23 protein-coding genes are annotated in these 24,035 nt (G+C 36.9%); 15 read left to right on the plus strand and 8 right to left on the minus strand.

Going from position 1 to position 24,035, the window contains the following annotated elements; translation table 11 throughout:
* Positions 1–71 precede the first annotated feature (71 nt).
* Both B8W84_RS00180 and B8W84_RS00185 read left to right on the plus strand, forming a co-directional pair.
* Positions 72–1,598, plus strand: coding sequence for a YjjI family glycine radical enzyme (locus tag B8W84_RS00180; RefSeq protein ID WP_094751330.1), 1,527 nt, complete (start codon positions 72–74; stop codon positions 1,596–1,598).
* 14 nt (positions 1,599–1,612) lie between these two features.
* Positions 1,613–2,512, plus strand: coding sequence for a YjjW family glycine radical enzyme activase (locus B8W84_RS00185; protein WP_094751331.1), 900 nt, complete (start codon positions 1,613–1,615; stop codon positions 2,510–2,512).
* 164 nt (positions 2,513–2,676) lie between these two features.
* Here B8W84_RS00185 and kdgR read toward each other — a convergent pair whose 3' ends face one another.
* Positions 2,677–3,471: a DNA-binding transcriptional regulator KdgR gene (kdgR, locus tag B8W84_RS00190; protein ID WP_094751332.1), complete on the minus strand. Its 795-nt coding sequence runs from the start codon at positions 3,469–3,471 to the stop codon at positions 2,677–2,679.
* 251 nt (positions 3,472–3,722) lie between these two features.
* Between kdgR and kduD the strand changes: the two genes are divergently transcribed.
* From kduD to B8W84_RS00220, 6 genes are all read left to right on the plus strand, one after another.
* Complete coding sequence (kduD, locus tag B8W84_RS00195) at positions 3,723–4,484, plus strand: 2-dehydro-3-deoxy-D-gluconate 5-dehydrogenase KduD (RefSeq protein ID WP_094751333.1); 762 nt, start codon at positions 3,723–3,725, stop codon at positions 4,482–4,484.
* A gap of 292 nt (positions 4,485–4,776) precedes the next feature.
* Positions 4,777–5,703 carry a sugar kinase gene (locus B8W84_RS00200; protein ID WP_094751334.1) on the plus strand — a complete coding sequence of 309 codons (927 nt, stop codon included), beginning with the start codon at positions 4,777–4,779 and terminating at the stop codon, positions 5,701–5,703.
* Positions 5,704–5,720: 17 nt separating this feature from the next.
* Positions 5,721–6,347 (plus strand): bifunctional 4-hydroxy-2-oxoglutarate aldolase/2-dehydro-3-deoxy-phosphogluconate aldolase, encoded by a 627-nt coding sequence (locus tag B8W84_RS00205; RefSeq protein ID WP_094751335.1) that lies wholly within the window; start codon positions 5,721–5,723, stop codon positions 6,345–6,347.
* A gap of 89 nt (positions 6,348–6,436) precedes the next feature.
* Complete coding sequence (locus tag B8W84_RS00210; protein WP_094751336.1) at positions 6,437–6,904, plus strand: YhcH/YjgK/YiaL family protein; 468 nt, start codon at positions 6,437–6,439, stop codon at positions 6,902–6,904.
* A 128-nt stretch (positions 6,905–7,032) separates the two neighbouring features.
* Positions 7,033–8,898, plus strand: coding sequence for a permease (locus B8W84_RS00215; protein ID WP_094751337.1), 1,866 nt, complete (start codon positions 7,033–7,035; stop codon positions 8,896–8,898).
* Positions 8,899–9,146: 248 nt separating this feature from the next.
* Positions 9,147–11,303 carry a protein-disulfide reductase DsbD family protein gene (locus tag B8W84_RS00220; protein ID WP_094751338.1) on the plus strand — a complete coding sequence of 719 codons (2,157 nt, stop codon included), beginning with the start codon at positions 9,147–9,149 and terminating at the stop codon, positions 11,301–11,303.
* A gap of 92 nt (positions 11,304–11,395) precedes the next feature.
* On the opposite strand, the gene B8W84_RS00225 is transcribed toward B8W84_RS00220, so the two are convergent.
* From B8W84_RS00225 to B8W84_RS00255, 7 genes are all read right to left on the minus strand, one after another.
* Positions 11,396–11,614 carry a DUF3820 family protein gene (locus B8W84_RS00225; protein ID WP_094751339.1) on the minus strand — a complete coding sequence of 73 codons (219 nt, stop codon included), beginning with the start codon at positions 11,612–11,614 and terminating at the stop codon, positions 11,396–11,398.
* Between the two features lie 55 nt (positions 11,615–11,669).
* Positions 11,670–12,233, minus strand: a complete 564-nt coding sequence (locus tag B8W84_RS00230) for a Sua5/YciO/YrdC/YwlC family protein (protein WP_094751340.1) — start codon at positions 12,231–12,233, stop codon at positions 11,670–11,672.
* Positions 12,234–12,236: 3 nt separating this feature from the next.
* A complete protein-coding gene (gene purE, locus B8W84_RS00235; RefSeq protein WP_094751341.1) occupies positions 12,237–12,746 on the minus strand; it encodes a 5-(carboxyamino)imidazole ribonucleotide mutase in 510 nt (169 codons plus the stop codon).
* A gap of 63 nt (positions 12,747–12,809) precedes the next feature.
* Complete coding sequence (locus tag B8W84_RS00240; RefSeq protein WP_094751342.1) at positions 12,810–13,361, minus strand: DNA topoisomerase family protein; 552 nt, start codon at positions 13,359–13,361, stop codon at positions 12,810–12,812.
* A gap of 1 nt (position 13,362) precedes the next feature.
* Complete coding sequence (locus B8W84_RS00245) at positions 13,363–13,836, minus strand: DUF494 domain-containing protein (protein ID WP_094751343.1); 474 nt, start codon at positions 13,834–13,836, stop codon at positions 13,363–13,365.
* A 2-nt stretch (positions 13,837–13,838) separates the two neighbouring features.
* Positions 13,839–14,960: a DNA-processing protein DprA gene (gene dprA / locus B8W84_RS00250; protein ID WP_257797869.1), complete on the minus strand. Its 1,122-nt coding sequence runs from the start codon at positions 14,958–14,960 to the stop codon at positions 13,839–13,841.
* Positions 14,961–15,017: 57 nt separating this feature from the next.
* Positions 15,018–16,100 carry a LysM peptidoglycan-binding domain-containing protein gene (locus tag B8W84_RS00255; protein ID WP_094751344.1) on the minus strand — a complete coding sequence of 361 codons (1,083 nt, stop codon included), beginning with the start codon at positions 16,098–16,100 and terminating at the stop codon, positions 15,018–15,020.
* A gap of 171 nt (positions 16,101–16,271) precedes the next feature.
* Here B8W84_RS00255 and def point away from each other — a divergent pair, with 171 nt between their 5' ends.
* The 7 genes from def (at position 16,272) to B8W84_RS00290 (ending at position 24,029) form a co-directional block, all read left to right on the plus strand.
* Complete coding sequence (gene def, locus B8W84_RS00260; RefSeq protein WP_094751345.1) at positions 16,272–16,784, plus strand: peptide deformylase; 513 nt, start codon at positions 16,272–16,274, stop codon at positions 16,782–16,784.
* Positions 16,785–16,805: 21 nt separating this feature from the next.
* Positions 16,806–17,762, plus strand: coding sequence for a methionyl-tRNA formyltransferase (gene fmt / locus B8W84_RS00265; protein WP_094751346.1), 957 nt, complete (start codon positions 16,806–16,808; stop codon positions 17,760–17,762).
* A 3-nt stretch (positions 17,763–17,765) separates the two neighbouring features.
* Positions 17,766–19,070 (plus strand): 16S rRNA (cytosine(967)-C(5))-methyltransferase RsmB, encoded by a 1,305-nt coding sequence (gene rsmB, locus B8W84_RS00270; RefSeq protein ID WP_094751347.1) that lies wholly within the window; start codon positions 17,766–17,768, stop codon positions 19,068–19,070.
* An 86-nt stretch (positions 19,071–19,156) separates the two neighbouring features.
* Entirely contained in the window at positions 19,157–20,533 is a 1,377-nt protein-coding gene (gene trkA, locus B8W84_RS00275) for a Trk system potassium transporter TrkA (RefSeq protein ID WP_094751348.1), read from the plus strand.
* A gap of 13 nt (positions 20,534–20,546) precedes the next feature.
* Positions 20,547–21,995 (plus strand): TrkH family potassium uptake protein, encoded by a 1,449-nt coding sequence (locus tag B8W84_RS00280; protein ID WP_180706011.1) that lies wholly within the window; start codon positions 20,547–20,549, stop codon positions 21,993–21,995.
* A 162-nt stretch (positions 21,996–22,157) separates the two neighbouring features.
* Positions 22,158–23,189 (plus strand): class 1 fructose-bisphosphatase, encoded by a 1,032-nt coding sequence (fbp, locus tag B8W84_RS00285; RefSeq protein ID WP_094751350.1) that lies wholly within the window; start codon positions 22,158–22,160, stop codon positions 23,187–23,189.
* Between the two features lie 168 nt (positions 23,190–23,357).
* Complete coding sequence (locus B8W84_RS00290; RefSeq protein WP_094751351.1) at positions 23,358–24,029, plus strand: hypothetical protein; 672 nt, start codon at positions 23,358–23,360, stop codon at positions 24,027–24,029.
* Positions 24,030–24,035: the final 6 nt, after the last annotated feature.

Genomic DNA, 24,035 nt, shown 5'->3' on the forward strand with positions numbered 1-24,035 from the left:
GCGATTAAGTTCACTCATAAAGTGAATAATGACAACGTACCTTAACGGTTAAAAATTTTAAGGGGCATAGAATGAGCCAGCAAAGTATTTACGATATTATTAGTAATGCTAATTTATCCGTAAAACAAAAAACACAATACTTAGCATTAGAGGCAGAGGCAAGTTTACCGTATCTGGATGTCAATAAAAAAGTAAGAGATGCATTAAATGAAGGTATTTTATGTGATATGTTTGAAGGGAACGCTCCTTTCAAAGCGCGTTATGTATTACCGGATTATGCTAAGTTTCTAGCACAAGGTTCAAAATATCTTGAATTAAACGCAGCGACTAATTTCGATGAAGCATTAAACTTGCTAACGATTCTATATCATCATGTACCTTCAGTAACAACGATTCCGGTTTATTTAGGTCATCTTGATAATGTACTTTTACCTTATGTAGATGACTTAACGGAAGATAATATTTATCAAAAATTAAAATTATTTTGGATAATGTTAGATCGTACGCTCCCAGATGCTTTTATGCATGTAAATATAGGACCAACAGATAATATTATTTGTCGAACTATTTTAAGGATTGATGCAGAGTTAAAGCAAATAGCGCCCAATTTAACTTTTATGTATGATGCTAGCGTGACCCCAGATGATTTATTGCGTCAAGTGACAAAAAACATATGTGAGTGTAGTAAACCACATATTGCTAATTATGTGTTACATGCGGCGTCGTTTGATGCGAGTGGTTTTGGTATTGTGAGTTGTTATAATTCATTACCACTAGGCGGTGGAGCGAACACATTAGTGCGCATGAATTTAAAAAAGGTTGCTGAAAAATCTAAAAATAAAGATGATTTTATAAATATTCAGTTACCTAAATATAGCGCACTATTGTTTGATTTAATAAATATTAGGAGTAGTTTTCTGCATGAAAAATCACATTTTTTTAGTGAGTTTTTAGTGACAGAAGGCTTAATTTATGAAGATAGGTTCGCGCCTATGTTTGGTATTTATGCAATGGCTGAGGCCGTTGAAACTCTTCTTAAAAAAGATAATATAAAAAGTTGTTATGGTCAGGATAAAGTCGCGAATACATTATCTTATACTATTTCCAAAAAACTCTCCGACATTGTTACGTCGACACCCGTAAAATATGGCTATCATGGACGCGCATTATTGCACGCGCAAGGGGGAATAAGCTTAGATAAAGATTGCACACCAGGTGTGAGGATTGCTTATGGAAAAGAGCCCGATCCGATTGCTTACATTCAAGCAACTGCACCACATCACCAATATTATCGTGCAGGAATTAGCGATATTTTAAGTATCGATGTAACGGTAAAATCTAATCCTGAAGCGTTGTATTATCTCGCTAAAGGATCACTAAAAATGGGTTATCGTGAATTTACCGCAAATATCGAAAGTAATGATTTAGTGAGGGTAACCGGTTATATGGTAAAGCGGTCATCTATTGCTAAGTTTGCACAGCAAGGTTCGCGTATTAATACTACGGTATTAGGCGCAGAGGCTTTACAAAATACGCATATATTAAAACGTAGGGCACGAGTAATTAGCCTAGAAAGCACACCGATAATACATAAATAAGACTTGTATAGGCCATGATTAATTTAGATAAAAAGGGATTTATTCATAAAATAATTTATTTTTCTTGCGTAGATGGGCCAGGAAGTCGCGCTGTTATTTTTTTGCAGGGTTGTAATTATAATTGTAAAACATGTCATAACCCGCAAACTATCAATCTTTGTAATGACTGTGCACAGTGCGTTGCTGTTTGCCCTCAGCAAGCGTTGAAGTTGATTTCGGGCAAGGTAAAATGGGATAAATCTTTATGTATTGCGTGTGATCAATGTATTGATGCTTGCCCATTGCAGTCAAGCCCTAAGATTAATTCATATTCGGTGCAACAAGTGATATCTCTTTTAATCAATAAACAAATGTTTTTAAGTGGTATTACCGTGTCAGGTGGAGAAGCGACATTACAATTGGCTTTTGTTATTCAATTGTTTAAAGCAATAAAGTCCTCGACACTGTTGTCTCACTTAACTTGTTTTATTGATAGTAATGGTAGTCTCTCGACACGGGGTTGGCAGAGAATTATGCCTTATCTTGATGGTGTAATGATCGATTTAAAAGCGTGGAAAAATGAAACTCATTTTGGCTTGGTAGGGCGAAAAAATAATCGTGTATTTAAAAGTATCGAACAGTTAGAAAAAGAGGGGAAACTATACGAAGTGCGTTTGTTATACATCCCGGATAAAACAGATTTATTAACAGAAATAGATGCACTGGGAATTTATTTAAAGAATTTAAAAAGTGAGGTTAAAATTCGTATTAATGCTTTTCAACATGCAGGTGTTGTGGGAGAGGCATTGAAATGGAATAGCGCGACACAATCTCAGATACAGTTGTTTAAACAAAAACTAGAGTCTTATATTGGCCGAGAAGTTTACATTCCTACCTTATATGAAAATATGGCTAAGGGCATTTCGAAGATATGAGAGTCTGTTGTATTAGTTATTTTTTTGTTTCATTCTTTTGTTGAGCATTACCTTTGAAATGAGCAACGGAGATAGATATATTTTAACGTGATGACTAGCAGGAACGGCCTTGCATAAGAGGTTACTTATGCAATAGCCAATAGCCAATAGCCAATAGATATTGTTTATGTTATTTCTGGGTAGTTATAATATCCAAGTTGTTCTGAAATGTTTTTAGCCGCCTCTTTTAATAGTTTAACATAATAAGATTTACGCTTTTTATCAAATCGAAGCGTGGGGAATGATATTGATAGACCATAAATAATATGGCCAAAGCGATCATATACAGGTACCGCTATGCAATAAATACCCTGTTCTTGCTCTTCATTATCTTCTGCATAATTTTGTTTTTTTACAATCTCTAATTCGGCAATCAGTTGTTCAATATTTTTTAGCGTTTTATCTGTATGCATTTTAAAGACAACGTTTTGCAATTTATCACGAATAAAATCGGGCTTATTATCCGAGAGGAGAATCTTCCCTATTGCGGTGCTATAGAGAGGGTTACGTCGACCTATTCTTGAATGCATACGTAAACTATAGCTAGAGTCTATTTTATGAATATAAATAATTGAATGATCTTCTAAGTCCAATGCTCCTAAATGTATAGTTTCACTGGTTTGCTCAGAAATATAACGCATCTGTTTTTCTGCTAAGGTGACGACATCTAAATATTGCAGAGACTGAGCGCCAAGTTCAAACATTTTTAATGTTAAGGAATATTTATCGGCTTGACCTTCTTGAGATACATACCCTAAAGACATCATCGTTTGTAAAAAACGATAGGTAGTTGCTTTAGAGGTCATTAATCTTTGTGATAATTCGGAAACGCCAATTTCTTTTTGCTCTCCGAGTGCTTCTAAGATGCTAAACACCTTCAGAACGGAAGAGACTGCTTCGGGTTGTGTTACTTTGCTCATGTTTTACCTTCTATTGATCTATAAGTGCAGATTATAGCGAATACCCAGTAATGTGCTAGGTATTTTAAAAAAACTGAGACATTCATCATTTTAGTTTTTGCATTTAAATTAAAATAAACAAAACAATCAAAAATTAAATAAAAAGCCGTTTCATTTAATTTGACATGAAGGTCTATTTATTGCTATTGTTATATAATTAGGATGTTATTTATACAACAACACTTTACATAAAAAGTAATAAGGAAATATCTATGATTCTTAATTCGTTTGATCTAAAAGGAAAAATCGCGCTAGTTAGCGGATGTGATACAGGCTTAGGGCAAGGAATGGCACTTGGTTTAGCAAATGCTGGTTGTGATATTGTCGGAATCAATATTGTTGAACCGAAAGAGACTATTGAGAGAATGGCCGAAACTGGGCGACGTTTTTTAGATATTCGTGCTGATCTTATGGGGCTAAATGATATTCCTCGTATTATAGAAAGTGCGTTAAGTGAATTTGGACGTATTGATATTCTTGTCAATAATGCTGGTATTATTCGTCGTAATGATGCAATCGATTTCTCTGAAAAAGATTGGGATGATGTCATGGATCTCAATATAAAATCATTATTCTTTTTATCGCAAGCGGTTGCAAAGCAGTTTATTGCCCAAAAAGATGGAGGCAAAATTATTAATATTGCTTCAATGCTTTCTTATCAAGGTGGGATCCGAGTCCCTTCATATACTGCATCTAAAAGTGCAGTAATGGGTGTTACGCGTCTAATGGCTAATGAGTGGGCAAAAGAAGGCATTAATGTTAATGCTATTGCTCCTGGTTATATGGCGACTAATAATACAAAAGCATTACGTGCAGACGTTGAGCGTAATAAAAGTATTTTAGAGCGTATCCCAGCCGAGCGTTGGGGAACACCGGATGATCTTGCTGGGCCATGTGTTTTTCTTGCTTCTAAAGCATCTGACTATATTAATGGCTCAACCATTCCAGTTGATGGTGGTTGGTTAGCAAGATAATAGTGGTAAATAAATAATATTTTTATTTATGCACCGTCTTAAATTACGTGTTGCAACCTTTTATGAAAGGAAACATCGTGATTTTAAGTATTAGAGTGCATGTATAAATCAAATATTTTTACATTTTTTACTAAGTGAATAATCTGTTGGGGCTATCTTACTTTTAACAATGTGTATTGGTTCTTGTCTACTTGTAAATCTTTTTGATTATATATCAAAGTGTTATGTATAAGTTTAAGAGTTCTCGTGCATTTTATATTGCAGTTAGGTAGCTAAATAGAGGGGGGATTTAATGAAAATCAGTCGTATTGCCATTATTGGTGAGTGTATGTTGGAACTTAAAACTGTGAATAAGGTATTAGAGCAGGGCTTTGGTGGAGACAGCTTAAATACGGCTATTTATTTCTCTCGGTTAACGCATAGTCATGCTATTACCACTTCTTATGTCACGGGTATGGGTGAAGATCCTTTTAGTGAAAATATGATCCAGGCTTGGGAAAATGAAAACATCAATACGAAAATGGTGTTTTTATCCAAAGATAAGTTACCGGGTATTTATGCTATCCAAACTGATGCACAGGGCGAGCGCCATTTTTATTATTGGCGTAATGACTCAGCAGCTAAATTCTGGCTTAAAACACAAAAAATCAGCACTTTAGTAAAAGATTTGTCGAAACATCAAATGATTTATTTAAGTGGTGTTAGTTTAGCTATCTTGTCGAATGAGTGTCGCGAGATATTATTAAATGTATTAGATATTTGCCATAAAAAAGGTGTGCGTATTGTCTTTGATAATAATTATCGAGCATCTCTTTGGGAAAATATTGAAGTAGCACAATATTATTATCAAAAAATACTTGCAATAACCAGTATTGCTTTTTTAACTTACGATGACGATGTGTTGTTGTGGGGAGATAAAAAAGAAGAAGAATGTATTACGCGTACGCAAGCATTGGGTGTTTCTGAAATAGTACTTAAACGTGGTGCGGATGCGTGCATTATTGTTTGTGACAAACAGTGTTATGAGGTCAATGCAGAAAAGATCCTTCAAATTATTGATACAACAGCCGCTGGCGACTCCTTTAGTGCTGCTTATTTGGCAAAACGAGTGTTAGGTGGAGATTGTATTGCATCGGCGAAGGCGGGGCATAAAGTTGCCGGCGTAGTAATACAACATCATGGCGCCATCATTGCGCATGAAGTAATGCCCACTATTTAATGACTTAAGGAATATAAATGAAAGATTTAAATGCTCAATTAGAAGCGATTAAAGTCGTCCCTGTTATTGCAATTAAAGATGCATCCAAAGCAGTTAAATTAGCACAAGTATTAATTGAAAATGGCCTGCCTTGTGCAGAAGTTACGTTTAGAACTGAGCAAGCGGTATCAGCGATTAAACTGATGCGTCAGGCTTACCCTGATATGTTAATTGGTGCGGGCACTGTTTTAACAACAGAGCAAGTTGACATGGCGATTGATGCTGGTGTGAATTTTATTGTGAGTCCTGGTTTTAATCCGAAAATTGTACAATATTGTCAGCAGCGTGGCATTACTATTATACCGGGAATAAATTGCCCGAGTCATGTAGAACAAGCGATGCAAATGGGCTTGCGTACCTTGAAGTTTTTCCCTGCGGAAGCATCTGGTGGCGTGGCGATGTTAAAGGCACTTTCTGCGGTTTATCCTATTAAATTTATGCCTACGGGTGGTGTTAATCCAAGTAATATTAATGATTATTTAAGCTTGCCGAGTGTGCTAGCATGTGGCGGTACTTGGATGGTGCCGAATGCTTTAATTGAACAGGACCGTTGGTCTGAACTTGCGCAACTTGTGGCGGATGTTGCTGGAATTATTGGTAAATAAAAGAGCATTTATCACCATATATTAGGCGCTATTTACAAATTATTGCGGTTGTGAATTGCGCTTTATTATATTAAATCGGAATTTTAAATATGTTATTTGGCAACGTAGAACAATTAAATTTATGCTTGTATACACATAAAAATATTCGCGTTTGGATTAAAAAAGCACTCGATATTGCTAAAAAAAATCAAGATGGAAAATATTTGATCGGTGATGATGGTGTCTTTGTGGTTTTGGCTTCGTCAATAACCGAACCAGAGCTAGATAGAAAAGCTGAGTTCCATCGAGTTTATATTGATATACATATCATTTTACAAGGTCATGAGCGTCTCGGTTATAGTAATGAGTTAAGCGTTAAGGATATGGAAAAAAGCAATACGGATAATGATTTATATTTTGTGGATAAAGTGGCCAATGAAAATTTTGTGAATTTAAGTTGTGGAGACTATGTCTTGTTTTATCCCGGGCAAATACACCGCCCTTTGTGTGCAGTTAAAGACGCGGGATCGATAAGAAAAGCGATAATTAAGATCCCCGTGACATTATTTAAAGCCTGATTATTTATAGTGATGCTGTTATTTCTTTTATTGGGAAGTATTGGCTTCAATTCAACCTACCTAGATCCTTATTTTGTTTTGTTATAACATAACACTTTATCTGCTTTTTAAAATGAGGACATTTGGTTATGTTATTAATCTTGAGCATATTTGCCCTTTTTCTCGGCCCATTAACATATCGTTTGTTACAGCGGCAACCTGGTTGGTTAGACTTGCTTGATGCTTTTATTTTTGTGACGATATCCGGATTGGTTTTATTTCATATCTTCCCTGAAGTGTTGCGCGCCGGTGGTTTAATTGTATTCGTACTCATGGCGTTTGGTTTGTTGGCTCCAAGTTGGATAGAAAAATACTTTCATAAAGCGGCCCATCAAGCACATCAAATGACCTTGTTTCTCGGTATTTTGGGTTTAGTGTTACATGCAAGTATTGATGGATCCGCATTGAATGCAGATATATCTGAGCAAACCGGTTGGTTATTAGCTTTAGGGGTGCTACTGCATCGCTTCCCTGTGGGTTTAACTATCTGGTGGTTATTGCGTCCTCAATATGGGCGTTTATTACCAATGGCTATTCTTAGCCTTATGTCAGTGGCTACAGTATTGGGCGCTTTGTTTTCTGAGTACTCTTTAACGCAACTCGATGGTCAATGGTTAGCTTGGTTCCAAGCTTTTATCATGGGATCAATTATGCACGTTGTCTTACATCGCCCTTATTTGAAGGGACAAGCTCCTCGAGAAGAAAAAGAAAATAAATATGCTGCTGGTATTGGAAGTGTTGTTGGGTTGATTGTTTTAGGTGCGTTATTATTACCGCATTGGTTAGGTTATGCTTTACACGAACATGAATATCAACAAGTGCTGATTGTTGAGCCACCTGCACAGGTCTCAACACGCTCTGATAATACTCTTTTGGCATCGGTAGAGCATGAAATAGATATTAATCATGATATCGAAGAGTATAAAACGGCTCTTACGTTAGAAAATCTTAAACAACTCGCATTGTATACGGCACCTTTTTTACTTATTGCTTACTTCCTAAGTGGTTTAATGCATTACTTTAAACCAACTTATTTGAGCTTACCTAAACAAGATAGTTGTTCCTTTGCTAACGATAGTGTTAAAGGGCTTGTATATGGTTTAGCTCTCCCTGTATGTTCAAAGCAAGCGAATACAATTTATCAGCAATTATTGGCAAGTGGTGTCAATCAAACCTTTGCTCTCGCTTTTTTGATTGCAACACCTATCATCGCTTTTGATTCCTTGTTAATTTCATTACCATTATTAAACATGGAAATGGTAGGGCTCAGGTTATTATTAGGTGCTATTTTAGCTTTTTTAATATCTTATTTTTTAGGGCGGCACTTCAAAAATATATACGTTAGCAATACAGGTGTGAGTCAGGTTGAAAAACGTTCAGACTCGCGGTTTTTAGCTTCGATTAAACAAGGATATTTACACCAGTTAGATCATACCGCTCCTTGGGTTATACTCGGATGGGCATTAGCATCGACATTATCAGTCAACTCGGCTTGGGCCTTTTTTGATCAAGCCTTATGGTTACAAGTGTTAGTGATGATATTGGTTGCCTTTCCTTTTTCATTATGCGCAACGGGAGTGACACCCGTGATAGCATTATTGATAATGGCGGGTCTTTCACCCGGAGCGGGAATGGCCTTCTTGTTAATCGCACCGAGCATTAGTTTGCAACTATTAAGTTCAATTAAGAAGCAACAAGGGATCTTTGCTTCTATTAGTTTGCTATTGTTTATGTTTGGTGTCGCTTTTATTGTTGGTTTAGGAATGAATCAGTTTTTAATCTGTAATACACAAACGATGTTTGAGTTGCATCAAGGCAATTATGCTTGGTGGGAATATTTAAGTCTAGGAATCATTTTAGCTCTTTATTTAGGCTCGTTATTACGCCGTGGGGCGCGTGATTTTATCGCAGAGCTGATTCCCAAAGGTTTTTTAAAAGGGCATCATCATCATTAATTATAATTTCTTGGAGTATTAGTCGCAGGTGAAGTTATAGGTGTGGTTAAATATATGGATATGTTTTTTGGTGTTTAGGCACTGAATATGTAAAAATAAGCTTGGAATGTCATATAAAACAGGTAGATATTGTGACATGTGTTTTTATGAGTTCTTCCTTGAATGTTGCGTTAGGCTCTTTTGTATAGAAGTGTATTAAATCTCACGTAATACACTTTAATCTCTTTATAGTTATTTTGGAGTGTGACATGTTGCAACGGCTTACTCGATTGTTTTTAAGTTCCATGTTGGTATCTGGGATATTTCTCAGCTCTTTTGTTTGGGCGAGTTCATTACAACAGACAGAAACTGGCTTGCTGATTGATATTCAGCATCCTCCTGTTAGCGTAAGTATGACATTAACACAGCAGGTCGATAAAACGGCGCAAACAGTTAATGCATTATTAGATATAACCTTACAAGATCCTTGGAAAACATATTGGCGTTCTCCGGGTGAAGGAGGCGTTGCACCTCAATTTAACTGGCAAAAAGAATCGACAAATATTACTTCGATTGATTGGTTGTGGCCAGTGCCTAAATATTACTCTGTTGCGGGTATTGATACGCTTGGTTATAAAGATCAAATTCATTTCCCTATCACTCTACACCTTAAAAATATTAATAGATCTGCACATTTAAAAGGCCGCCTAACATTAGCGTCATGCACGACAATTTGCGTACTTAGTGATTATGATATTGATTTGCAATTTGATCCTGCGCAATTCATTTTTGATGGTGATTTAGCATTTTCATACGCACAAGCTTTAAGTCAAATACCGATTAAAATTAAACTTACTGAGCTCAGCAATACGCAGAATAAGGGTATTGTGCAAAAATTTAGTAGTACGTGGGATCAACAACAACAACAATTAGTTGTAGAAGTTACGGGGAAAGTTGATTGGCACAAGGTGAATTTGTTTAGTGATATTTTAGAAACAAAATATGCGCAAGTATTTTTTAGTAAACCTTCTATTCAGGTGCAAGGTAAAAAAATAATTGCGCGTTTTCAGGCGTCGAGTTGGGCTGGGGATGTTGATTTGAGTGAGGCTGAAATTCACACAACATTAGTTGATAAAAATATTGCAGTAGAGTTAATTGCAGTACCTAGTATATTAACTAACGATTTGGCTCGGATAACGAGGGATGATTCTTCTACGAATATTTTATTCATCTTTTTATTCGCGTTGATTGGCGGAATGATTTTAAATATCATGCCTTGTGTTTTACCGGTATTAGGTATGAAGTTAAGTGTTATTTTATCTTCGCATGGAATGCCTCGCGCAGTTATCCGCAAACAATTTCTTGCGTCTTCTTTTGGCATACTGAGTTCATTTTGGTTAATCGCTATTTTCTTATTGTTATTGAAATTTTCAGGGCAGGCATTAGGCTGGGGAATACAGTTTCAAAGTCCTTATTTTCTTGGGTTTATGGTCATTATCACCGGCGCCTTTTCGCTCAATATGTTGGGTTTTTTTGAAATACAATTACCGAGTAAATGGCAAACTTGGCTGGCTATGAAAGGTGGTAATAATTATATTGGGCATTATTTACAAGGTATGTTTGCAACGTTGTTGGCAACGCCTTGTAGTGCCCCTTTCTTAGGAACCGCAATCGCTTATGCATTAGGTGCATCGAGTATTGAATTATTTGCTGTTTTCACCGCGTTAGGTTTGGGTATGGCGTTACCTTGGTTATGTATTGCATTTTTTCCCCAGTTAGCTTTATTTTTGCCAAAGCCTGGTAAGTGGATGTCTTCTCTTAAAGTTATATTCTCGATAATGATGTTACTTACCTGTTTTTGGTTGTTGAGTTTAATGGTGCGTTTTATTGGCTTATTCGTTGCTCTTATGATTGTCATTGTCTTTTTATTAATATTAGGGGCGTTAATTTTTAGACAATACGGCAAGAAAGTGTTTTGTGTTATTGCTATTAGCACGATGTTCAGTATCGTTACTGTTTTCTTGTTGTTTAACGTTAGTCAAAAATATGGTGCTACAGCACTGAATCAAGTATTACCATGGAAAGTATTGAATACGGCCGAAATAGCACAAAAAGTAGGTCAAGGAAAAACAGTTTTTGTGGATGTAACGGCTGATTGGTGCGTGACGTGTAAAGCGAATAAAATAGGTGTTTTACGACAACAGCCTGTCTATAGTGCGTTGCAGAAGGATAATATTATATTGATGCAAGGTGATTGGACCATTCGTGCGGATGATATAACGCAGTATTTGCATACATACGGGCGTTACGGCGTGCCATTTAATATTGTTTATGGGCCAAATGCACCACAAGGTATTATATTGCCAACACTGCTTACTAATAAAATTGTGCTTGATGCACTAGCGAAGGCCTCCAAGCCACGATAGGTTAGCTTTACTTATATTTGTGCGCGTGTGTGATCCTTGCATATTTTGTTTAAATTTCATGTTGAATAAGGATGAGTCTGCGAGACAAACTCTTATTTTTTAATTAAAGGCTGGAGCATGCTCTCTAAGCCATTTAGCTTTATTTCATACATGAGGGCGAGCTGTCTACCTATTTTCCCCGGGGGCAGTCCGTTTTTATTAAACCAAACTAAATAAGGCTCAGGTAAATAAATGAGTTTTGTTCCTGCATATTTTCCAAAAGGCATAATGCAGTTAATAGTTTCTATTAGTTCGCGAGGATCATCAAACAAGAGTATTCCTTTTTATCTTCTATTTTAGTGTGAACTTGAGGTTCAACGAAAAAGTTTAGCGTAAGCGTTCACCGCTCAAAGCGTCATAAATTTTAGATGGACTATCACTTTTTCCTACTGATGCGCGGAGGATAGTGCCTAATAAGGGTGAATTTAAGAACATTTCTTCTACTTGTGTCGCAGTTTGACAAGCCTCTAAACCGGAAAGGTTCGCACTGGTTGAAATAATAGGTTTGTTAAACATAAGGCATAATTCACTTACAAGAGGGTGTGCACTTACTCTTACCGCCACACTTTTAAAATGTCCTGTTATTAGAGGGTGTAAAGTGCTTTTCGCGGGAACTATCCAAGTAACGGGACCCGGCCATGTTGATTGGATCCGAGTGATTTGTATTTCGTTTAATTGTGAAAAATCGGCGTAGTTTTGTAATTGCTCACTATTTGCAGCAATGAGAATAAGGCCTTTATGGGCGGAGCGTTGTTTTATCTGCAATATTTTATTAAGTGCAACTTCACTGTCAGGATCGCAACCTAACCCAAAAACAGACTCTGTGGGGTATGCAATAACACCCTGATTTTTTAATGTGATCAGGGCATTTGTAAGATCTGTTTTTAACACAAGTTATTCATTGCTTAATTTTTCTTGTAATGCACGATCTTTTTCTTGTACTGCCAGCGCATTTTGTGCGCGATCTTCTCGCACTTTAAGTGCTAAGTCATCATCGGCAATAGCGAGCATTTGCACAGCAAGATAAGCTGCATTTTTAGCGCCAGCGCTACCAATCGCGACCGTTGCAACAGGAACACCTGCAGGCATCATTACTGTTGAAAGCAAAGCGTCATGCCCGCGTAGAGGGCCACACTCAATGGGAACTCCAATAATAGGGCGAGTTGTGATACCTGCTACTGCGCCCGCTAGATGAGCGGCTAAGCCTGCTGCACAGATAAAGACTTTACAGCCACGTTTTTCAGCATCCGTGACATATGCGTGAGTCGCTGCAGGTGTGCGATGTGCGGAAGTTATTTTCACTTCATAGCGCACTGAAAAAGATTTTAGGATCTCAATAGTTTTTTGCATGCTAGGTAGATCTGAATCTGAGCCCATTAAAATGGCAACAAATACATTTTTCATTGTGTTTCCTCACAGGATATATTGGCGAACAAAAATAAAAAAATATTAAACAAAGTCTATATATTATATCGGCTTGCTACGATAACCACACCCTTTTTTTGGGCAGATAAGACGTAAAGTTTGTGCGCTTTGGCGCTTAACTAAGATAGGCCAATGGCAATCAGGACAGAATTCATTAACCGGCTTATCGTTGACTGCATATTTACAACAGGGGTAACTATCACAGGCGTAAAATGTTTTACCATAGCGTGATTGGCGCTTTACTAGTTGTTCTTTTTTACAAAGAGGGCAAGTTATATGTGTATTATTTTCTTCGGTTTTTTTATTATCGGTGAGAGGTGCTATATAGTGACATTGAGGATAATCGCTACAACCAATAAAAAGACCATATCGGCCTTGCTTTAAAACTAATTCTTTGTGGCAGAGAGGGCAATGAGATCCATTGAGTCTTTTTTTTATCTCGTTTTTTTCATGTAAAGGACGAAGATGATCACACGTTGGATAATTAGAGCAACATAAAAATGCGCCTTGTCTACTATTACGAATGTGTAAAGCTTGACCACACTGCGGGCAAAGTTCTTCGGTTTTTTTATGTTGGATTAAAGATGCATTCATTTTAATGGATCAATCCATCTTGAAAATCTAATAACATGGACTCGAATTGTAAGAATGCATCGCTACTATCAGGATCGTTAAATAAGACCATTAAAATCAACCATTTTAAATTTTGTAATGATAAATCGAGCATTTCTAACGAGATAATGCTCTCAATTACTATTTCCATTGTCCGTGTGTTAAGAATTTTTGCTTGTTCTAAATAAGCGATATAGCCTTGTGCATTACAATTAATATACATTTTTTCCATTGCACTATAAATACGGTGTGAATTTTCTTGTGCTTCTTGCTCATGATGTTGTGCTTTATTTTCATGTAAAGTAGCTAATGTATCCAACCAAGCTAATGCGGTAGATATTTCTTCATCAGAAAACCCTTCACTTAAAAGCTCTTCGGTGATCTCTTCTGCGTCGACTTCAATACTTTGATCCAGTTGCATATAACTTTCAAAGAGATAAATAATTACTTCAAACATTTTTAGCCTTTTAACTTGAGATAACCGTGTACGGTAAGCGTAATACTACCATCTATCTCCAATTCTATTAACTGCTTTTGTAAAGAGAGTAAATCTAAACCACTACGTTGTAATAACTGATCAAGTGTCGTGTGATTAAAATCAATATGTTGTAATAGAGATGAAGTTTTTAATTGAACCTTAGAAGGATGATGTTTTGGACAATTAAATAAATTAAGATGTTGAAACTCTGTAATGATATCTTGGCTTTTCGTTATCAATTTCCCTCCTTGTTGAATGAGTTTATGGCATCCACATGCTTCAGGATTATCGATAGACCCAGGCAAGGCAAAAACGTCTCTGTTTTGTTCATTTGCATAACGAGCGGTGATTAATGAGCCACTGCGTATCGAAGCTTCAATGACAAAAACACCTAAGCTTAACCCTGAAATAATGCGATTTCGACGCGGGAAATGTGCACTTAAAGGGAAGGCATCTGGCCAGAATTCTGAAATTAATAGACCTTCTTGACTGATTTGCTTTGCAAGTTTCAGATGTCTTTTGGGGTAAATGTTATTTAACCCGGATCCGAGTACTGCCAGCGTTTTTTGCTCGGCGTCTAAAGCACCTTGATGTGCGAATCCATCTACACCTATGGCGAGACCACTTGTAATACTAAAACCTGCAGTGCTTAACTGTTGTGCAAATTGATATGCTTTTTGTTGTCCGTAATGTGTGCAAGAACGACTTCCAACAATGGCGATTTGTGGTGTGCATAAAAGGCTTATATCACCTTGTAAATAGAGTAATAGTGGAGGGTTAGATATTTCTTTGAGTAGCGGGGGATAGCGTGGGTCGTCAAAAGCAATGATATATTTGTTTTCTTGCGTATCTTGCCAGTTTAGATTATTTTGTATTTTCTGCTCATCTGGGTTTTTTAACGCCTGTATCTGTTTATCATTAAATTTATATTGTTGTAATTGAATGGTGGGAATAGTATTTAATTGACCAATACAATGGCGACGCAATAAAGAAAATAATATGCGTTTGGAGAGTCGAGGAACGGCATCTAATATCATCCACTGATATAGATGGCGTTGCTCGAAATTAAAAGAGTCTATTTGTGCAAAGAGATTTTTTTGCATAAGCGTAAAAGAGTCTATTTGTGCAAAGAGATTTTTTTGAATAAGCGCCTCTTAACCTTAAAAGTTTAAACCCTGAATTAGTGCGTGTGAGTTAATGACATTTGTGCTACTCATAATGAGTGCAATACTGGTTTTTTTATATATTTTAAAAACCATTAACTCGCCCACTTTCTGCTTGGGTAATGAAATATCTTTTTTCCCCAGGCGCTTAAATATAGATGTTTTTTCTTTGTAAAACATCTCTTTGTCATTAACCAAGATGGCAGGTCCGCCGCGCATTATTGAAAACATTGCACCCGGTTCAATTCCATCTCTACGTCCTTTATTTAGCATTACAACATCCCCTTTCCCGAGCAAAGATGTTGCATTTAACGAGCCTAACAATTGGCCAGTAAGCGACTTGTCCACCGAGGTTGGTAAAAAATAGGCGGGTAAAAAATCCTGCTCGGGTAAAGGGAGGAGTAAATCTCCTTGACGAGCTTCTTGGGTGCTTTTTATTAAATACATGGCAGTAACTTGTTCATTAGAATATACATTTTTATCTTTTGATACTTTGCTAATACCTATAAAAGTCAGTAGGGAACCTAAGTTTTCCTCGGTTTTTGGGTCAATAAGTGCTTCATTTAAACGATAAATGCCGTACAGTTTATCGTTATCATATTGTCCTTGTGCATAAATAACATCACCGGCAATAAAATGTTGCATAGAGTTTGCATTACCGACTAAGCGCGGTGAATTTTTAACTAACGTTGCATCAATAATATGGTCGCGTGAGAGAAAGGTTGCGATGCGGTTTAAGGGTATCATTGGAATGGCTTTTTCTTTTCGGTGTAAACGTATCGTTGGAGACAATTTAACGGTACGTTTACGGACTAATTGTGGCTCGCCATTAACCCAAATAAGATTTAATTTATCGCCGGGGTAGATCCAGTGTGGGTCAGAAATTTGTTTGTTTGTTTTCCATAGGTGGGGCCATAACCAAGGGCTTTTTAAAAAGAGAGATGAGATATCCCATAATGTGTCACCTTTAACAACTTGATACGTTTGAGGGTGTGCCTCTTGTAGTTGCAATTTTTCTGCATATAAATTAAAAGAGCTAAGAGTGAGGCATAATGCATACGTTATCATTTTTAATTTCATAACAATCCTTGTAGATTTACGTATAATTTACGCATAAATAGCAATTATAATGCAAGATTATAGGTGTGGTGGCATGCTCTTTAAGAGACAAGCTCTACTGAATTTGCATGTATACATCATATTAGTATAAAATTACGTTTCTTAAAAATTAACTATAGAATAAATAACCACATGGCCATACTTGACGTATTACATTTTCCAGATCCTCGACTGCGTACTGTGGCGAAAATGGTGACCGACTTTACTCCTAAACTCCTTGATATTACGAGAAATATGTTGGACACCATGTATGACGAGAACGGTGTTGGTCTGGCTGCAACGCAGGTGAATATTCATCGGAGTATCGCGGTTATAGATATTTCAGATGATCGTAATGACCCGATTATTTTAATCAATTCTGAAATTATTATGCAATCAGGAGAAGAGTGTTCCCAAGAAGGCTGTCTTTCTGTTCCAGAAATAAATGCAGATATTACACGCGCTGAGTTTGTGACAGTTAAATTTCAAGATGTTACTGGAAAGGTGTGTCAACTTGAAGCGGATGGTTTATTAGCTGTTTGTATTCAGCACGAATTGGATCATCTGCAAGGAAAGTTGTTTATTGATTACCTCTCTCCTTTTAAGCAAAAGCGGATTAAAACCAAGCTTGAAAAATTACAACGTCAAAATGAAAAATTTATCTGATCTTTTTAATTAAGGTGTTATGTGGAAAACTTAAATATTATTTTTGCGGGAACGCCCGATTTTGCGGCCCAGCATTTATGTGCATTACTTGCGTCTAAGTACAATATTGTTGCTGTGTATACGCAGCCTGATAGGCGCGCAGGGCGAGGGAAAAAATTAATGATGAGTGCGGTAAAAAAACTTGCACTTGCTAATGATATTCCTATTTATCAGCCACAAAATTTTAAGCTCGAAAGTACGTTATCTGAATTTTCAATACTTAATGCAGATCTAATGATTGTCGTCGCATATGGATTAATATTACCTAAAGCATTGTTAAAAATGCCACGATTGGGTTGTTTAAATGTGCATGGGTCGTTATTACCACGCTGGCGTGGAGCCGCGCCGATACAGCGTGCAATTTGGGCTGGCGATACGGAAACCGGTATTACTATTATGCAAATGGATGCAGGTCTTGATACTGGGGCGATGCTTTCTAAAGTTATCTGCCCTATTAGTGCGCAGGAAAGTAGCGCTAGCTTATATGAAAAATTAGCGGAAAAAGCACCTTCAGCATTGATTGATACAATCGATAAGTTAATAAAAGGCGAAATTGAACCTGAACAACAAGATGATAATTTAGCGACGTATGCTAAAAAGTTAAGCAAAGAGGAAGCATTAATAAATTGGCGTGATGATGCTCAATTAATATCTCGTTGTGTGCGCGCGTTTAATCCGTGGCCCATGAGTTATTTTAAGTTATCGGACAAATTTATTAAAGTGCATCAAGTGAGTGTACTTGATATACAAACGGACGCATTGCCCGGTACGATTCTTGAATCTTATAAAACGGGTATTCAGATAGCGACAGGGTGCGGTGTTCTGAATTTAGAAGTTCTCCAGTTAGAGGGGAAAAAAGCAATGCCAGTACAAGATATTTTAAATTCTCGTCGTGAATTATTTGCGCCGGGTCGTGTGTTATGTGTAGAAGGTAGATAAAGAATGAATGTTCGAGCTTTGGCCGCGAAAGTACTCAATCAAGTTGTTGAGCAAGGTCAATCATTATCACAAGCGTTGCCAGTGTTGCAACAAGACTTGAGTCCTAAAGATAAAGCGTTACTGCAAATGCTTTGTTATGGTGTTTTACGTACTTTACCGCGGTTGGATTTTTTCTGTCGTTCTTTAATGCAAAAACCATTGAAGGGTAAACAGCGTGTTTTTCACTTTTTGATTTTAGTGGGTATTTATCAATTATTATATACGAGAATTCCGAGTCATGCAGCCGTAGGTGAAACTGTTAATGGTGCAAAAGCGTTAAACAAACAGGCGCTTAAAGGCATGGTCAATGGCGTATTACGTAATTTTTTACGTGAACAAGAAGCCTTAATTGAAAAAGCAGATCAAAATGATACGCTAGTATATTGTCATCCGGGATGGTTGGTTAAACGTTTGCAAAATGCTTATGGCAAAGATAAAGCCGCATCTATTATGTTGGCAAATAATCAACAGGCCCCAATGTGGTTGCGTGTGAATGCTCAACATCATAATGTTGAAAGTTATCAATTGTTATTAGAAGAACTCGATTTATCTTCTTATGTTGCCAGTGATAATGAGAACAAAAATGCATTGTGTTTAAATAAAGCGACAGATGTTTATAAACTACCTGGTTTTGAACAAGGTTGGGTTTCTGTGCAAGATGGAGCCGCTCAACTCGCCGCTCACTATTTAGATGCCCAGCCTGGCGATCTTATTTTAGATGCGTGTGCAGCGCCTGGTGGGAAAACTGTACATTGTTTAGAATTACAGCCTAAAATTGCTCAGATGGTCGCGGTCGATGCAGATGCGACGCGTTTATTGCGTGTGCAAGAAAATTTAGATCGTCTCAAATTAACCGCTACGATTATCCATGGTGATGCATCTGAACCTGATTTATGGTGGGAAGGTGAGATGTTTGATCGCATCTTATGTGATGCTCCTTGTAGTGCTACGGGTGTTATTCGTCGTCATCCAGATATTCGCTGGTTACGTCGTGACAGTGATATTAGTGAGCTAGTGGCATTACAAAAAAGTATATTAAATGCACTCTGGAAAAAGTTAAAGGTTGGAGGCACTTTGCTCTATGCTACGTGTTCAATTTTGCCGGAGGAAAATGATTTACAAATTAAGGCTTTTTTAAAACAGCATCAAGATGCTTGTTTGATCCCATTATCAAAAAAATACGATGATATATTGCAGGGTCGACAACTATTACCAAATGAAGATGCAATGGATGGTTTCTATTATGCGAAACTTAAGAAGACATCTTAATGTTTTATTCAAAATAAAAAGAAAGGTAAAATAGTGAATTTTGCTATATTACCTCGAATCACTCATCAACATAAAAGTGAAATAGTGTGAAAATTATAATTTTAGGTGCAGGGCAGGTAGGTGCATCTCTTGCTGAGAATTTAGTGGGTGAAAACAACGATATAACTGTTGTGGATAACTCGCCTGAGAAATTGCAAGAACTTCAAGATCGTTTTGACTTACGAGTTGTGCTTGGGAGTGCGTCTAGCCCAGTAACTCTTGCAGAGGCAGGAGCCGCTGACTCCGAAATGTTGATTGCGGTGACTAATTCAGATGAAGTGAATATGGTGGCGTGTCAGATAGCCTTTACACTTTTTAACGTACCTAAAAAAATAGCTCGAATTCGTTCTCAAAGTATTGTTATGTATGAGAAAGAGCTGTTTAACAGTGATGCTTTTCCTATTGATCATATGATTGCCCCTGAAAAATTAGTTAGTGATTATATTTTTCAACTCATTGAGCATCCTGGTGCTTTGCAAGTGGCTTATTTTGCCGAAGGTAAAGTCGGTCTAGTTGCAATAAAAGCCTATTATGGAGGCTCTTTAGTAGGTAGTGCTATTTCAACATTGAAAGAGCATATGCCAAATATGGAGGCGCGAGTAGCAGCTATTTTTCGTCGTGGAAAAGCGATTAGACCACAAGGCTCAACGATTATTGAAGCTGATGATGAAGTCTTTTTTATCACGGCGAGTCAACATATCAAAGCGATTATGAGTGAGATGCAAAAATTAGAGCTTCCGTATAAGCGCATTATGATAGCGGGGGGTGGTTATATAGGAGAAAGTCTGGCAAAGCGCCTTGAAAAAGGAAATTCGGTTAAATTAATCGAAAAAAATATTAAACGAGCAGAGTATTTATCTGAAACTTTATCGAATACTTTAGTTTTTTGTGGCGACTCGTCAGATCAAGAATTATTACTGGAAGAGCATATTGATCAAATTGATTTGTTTATTACAGTAACGAATGATGACGAAGCAAATATAATGTCTGCCATGCTTGCTAAACGTATGGGCGCCCGAAAAGTTATGGTGCTTATCCAACGTAAAGCTTACATTGATTTAGTGCAAGGCAATATTCTTGATATTGCAATTTCACCGCAACAAGTTACCATTTCTGAGTTATTAACCCATGTGCGAAAAGCAGATCTTAAATATGTTTATTCGTTGCGTGAAGGTATGGCGGAAGCGATAGAAATTGTGGCGCGTGGTGATCATATTACATCTAAAGTTGTAGGGCGTGAGATCCGGCAGTTGAAACTACCAAAAGGAACCAGTATTGGTGCGATAGTACGCAATGATGAAGTGTTGATAGCACATGATAATACGATAATAGAAAGTAATGATCATGTCATTTTATTTTTAGTGAATAAAAAATATATTACTGAAATTGAAAAATTATTTCAGCCAAGTCCCTTCTTTTTATAATATAAGCGCGTAGATAATGGTTTATCGTCCTCTTTTTTTTATTACCGGTCTAGTTTTATCTAAAATGGCTGTTTTTATGTATTTCCCTATGGCTTTGGCCTTTTATAATAACTCATTAGGCGGTGTTGAATTTTTTGCTGCCATTGTTATCACTCATTTATTTTCATTTTTGTTTATTTATTTAGGCGATGAAAAGGAACGTTCTCGCTTAGGTGTACGTGAAATGTTTTTGTTAACAACCGGCGTTTGGGTGTTAGCGAGTTTATTTGCTGCGTTGCCTTTTGTCTTTATTGAGAATATTAGTTATACCGATGCTTTTTTTGAAACAATGTCGGGCATAACGACGACAGGGAGTACGGTTTTACATAATTTAGATACAATGCCACATAGCATTTTATTATGGCGTTCTATTTTACAGTGGTTGGGTGGTGTTGGATTTATTGTGATGGGTGTGGCTATTTTACCCTACCTTAATGTTGGTGGGATGCGTTTATTCCAAACTGAATCTTCAGATTGGTCTGAAAAAGCGGAGTCAAAAACAAGGCAAGTTGCTTTAGATATATTAATGGTTTATTTATTACTCAGTATTTGTTGTTTTATAGGTTATCTGTTTACCGGGATGACGATATTTGAAGCTATTAACCATAGTATGACAACCATTTCAACCGGAGGATATTCGACTTCGGATAGTTCGATGGGCCACTTCTCTAATGGCGCACATTGGAATGCGATTATTTTTATGTTCTTAGGTGGGCTTCCTTTCTTATTGCTTATTCGAGCTTTTAATCGACGCAAGTTAAGCGCTATTTATAAAGATGCTCAAGTCTGTGGTTTTTTTATATTAGTCATCGTTTTTTCATCAATACTAACCTTGTATTTAACGTTAACAGATCAATTTTATTGGCTAGATGCATTACGCTTAAGTTTGTTTAATGTGGTCTCGGTTTTGACAACGACAGGCTACGGTTTAGATGACTTTGTGCAGTGGGGTGACTTTTGTATTATCATATTTTTGGGGTTACTGTTTGTCGGTGCATGCTCGGGATCAACCGCGGGAGGCATTAAAATATTTCGTTTTCAAATTGCAATGAGCTTATTAAAACGACAATTACTTTTGTTGATGCATCCGCGCGGTATTTTCCCTCAAAAATATAATAATCGTATTGTGAGTGATGACATTCTGCGTTCATTAATTGCCTTTGTTTTAGCTTATTTAATGACCATTGGTTTGTCGACGTTACTCTTAAGTTTTTTCGGATCTCCTGCATTTGAAGCTTTTAGCGCATCGATTACTGCAGTTTCTAATGTTGGACCAGGATTAACGGCATCGATAGGTCCGTCGGGAAATTTTTCTCATTTTTCGAATATTTCAAAATGGGTATTGTCAATTGGAATGCTAATGGGGCGCCTTGAAATATTAACCGTCGTTGTGCTATTTACACGTCATTTTTGGCGTAAATAGACGCCATACATGGTAAATAAGATTTCATCGAGTTGATATTATGTAATGCACTTCGAGACTTACCCCTCTCCGTATAACACACTGTAGAACCATTTTTTTCTAGTACTTAATGACACTGCCATAGATCAATAAAGGTCTATTTTTAATTCATAAGGATAGTAAATGAAAACGCTCGGTGAACACATAGTAGACAAACAAGCAGAATTTCCAGATGCTACGGGAGAGCTAACCTCTTTGCTTTCATCGATTAAACTCGCAGCTAAAGTGGTTAATAGAGATATTAATAAAGCCGGTTTAGTCGATATTATTGGCGCGACAGGCGTGCATAATATACAAGGCGAAGAGCAACAAAAGATGGATCTTTTTGCTAATGAAAAGTTTAAAGCCGCTTTAGAGGCGCGTGGTGAAGTGTGTGGTATTGCCTCTGAAGAGGAAGATGAAATAATCGTTTTTCACAGTGAGCGGGGGCGTAATGGCAAATATGTTGTGCTTATTGATCCACTTGATGGGTCGTCTAATATTGATGTAAATGTTTCAGTGGGAACTATTTTTTCGATTTATAGGCGCTTGAGTGCACGAGGTAATGCGCCAACATTAGAAGATTTTTTACAGCCTGGTCGCGATCAGGTGGCTGCTGGTTATATCATTTATGGCTCATCAACCATGCTCGTTTATAGTACGGGGTTTGGGGTAAATGGTTTTACTTGTGATCCTTCTTTAGGTGTTTTTTATCTTTCTCATGAAAATATGCAGATCCCCGAAGATGGACGTATTTATTCAATTAATGAAGGCAATTATTTAGCTTTTCCATTAGGGGTAAAAAAGTACATAAAATATTGCCAAGAAGAGCATCAAGAGAGTGATCGTCCGTATACGTCGCGTTATATTGGCTCCTTAGTCTCTGATTTTCACCGTAATTTATTAAAAGGAGGTATATATATGTATCCTTCTACGGGCACCTTAAAATGCGGTAAATTACGTTTATTATATGAATGTAATCCATTAGCTTTTTTAATAGAACAAGCAGGGGGGCGTGCGAGTAATGGCTTTACACGTATTTTAGATATTAAACCCAAGGAAGTGCACCAAAGGGTGCCTTTTTATTGTGGCAGTGTAAATATGGTCAATAAAGTTGAAAGTATGATTCAAACTTATGCTGATCAAGATAAAGCGAAAGATTCAGACGTTAGTTAGTATTGTCATAAGATTTTTTATGTGTGTTCTGCATGATGTATGCACATAAAAATCAATTGTTCGTATTGGATAATGACAATAAATGCAATAAAATATCTCCTTTTTAAATATGCGATATGCTTAAATTATCAATTCGTGATAATAACATTAACGTATGGAGATTTTATTTTGTCTATTGAGTCAGGTTACCCATTAATGGAAATCCCCTTTGCACATCGCTATCAGTGTTGGTTTTGTGGTGAGCCTAAAGATAGGGAGATTTCTTTTCCTAAAGAAAAATCATCTAATACATTGTTAACTCACCCCCCCCTTAGCATTCCTTGTTGTAATGAATGTGCGACATTAATAAAACGTTGCGCGTTTGAATCAATATTCGTTTATCGTTATGCCGTAAAAAAAGAATTAGCCAAGAAACATCAAAAAACATTAAGTATAGGCTCGCGTTGGACAGAAGTTGAGCTTCAAGAGTCTCAACTTGAGGGCTCTGCTTTTGAAGGATTTAAGCGTAGCGCTTGGTTTATGTTTAAATTACAGCAGGCTCGCATTAATTTTATGGGTTGGCCAATATATATAGATGGAAAATCATTGGAAGTTGAAGATACTCAGTATGGCTTTGCGTTTGATGGCACTATTTATGCTGATTTAGATGGTGCAATAAATCATGTTATTGATGCTTTTTATTTAGATGAACTATTGTTCACCCGCGTGTTAGCTTTATTGGGAAAAGATAAATTTGCGTACGCTATTCGGCTCTGTCGTTTATATCCAAAATTAAGTACAACAACCAGAGAGTCTGTGTTTTTAGAGATAGTGGAAAGCCTTGCTATCGAAGAAACATAAATGTCT

The organism is Psychromonas sp. CD1, assembly GCF_002239585.1.
Taxonomy (GTDB): Bacteria; Pseudomonadota; Gammaproteobacteria; order Enterobacterales; family Psychromonadaceae; genus Psychromonas.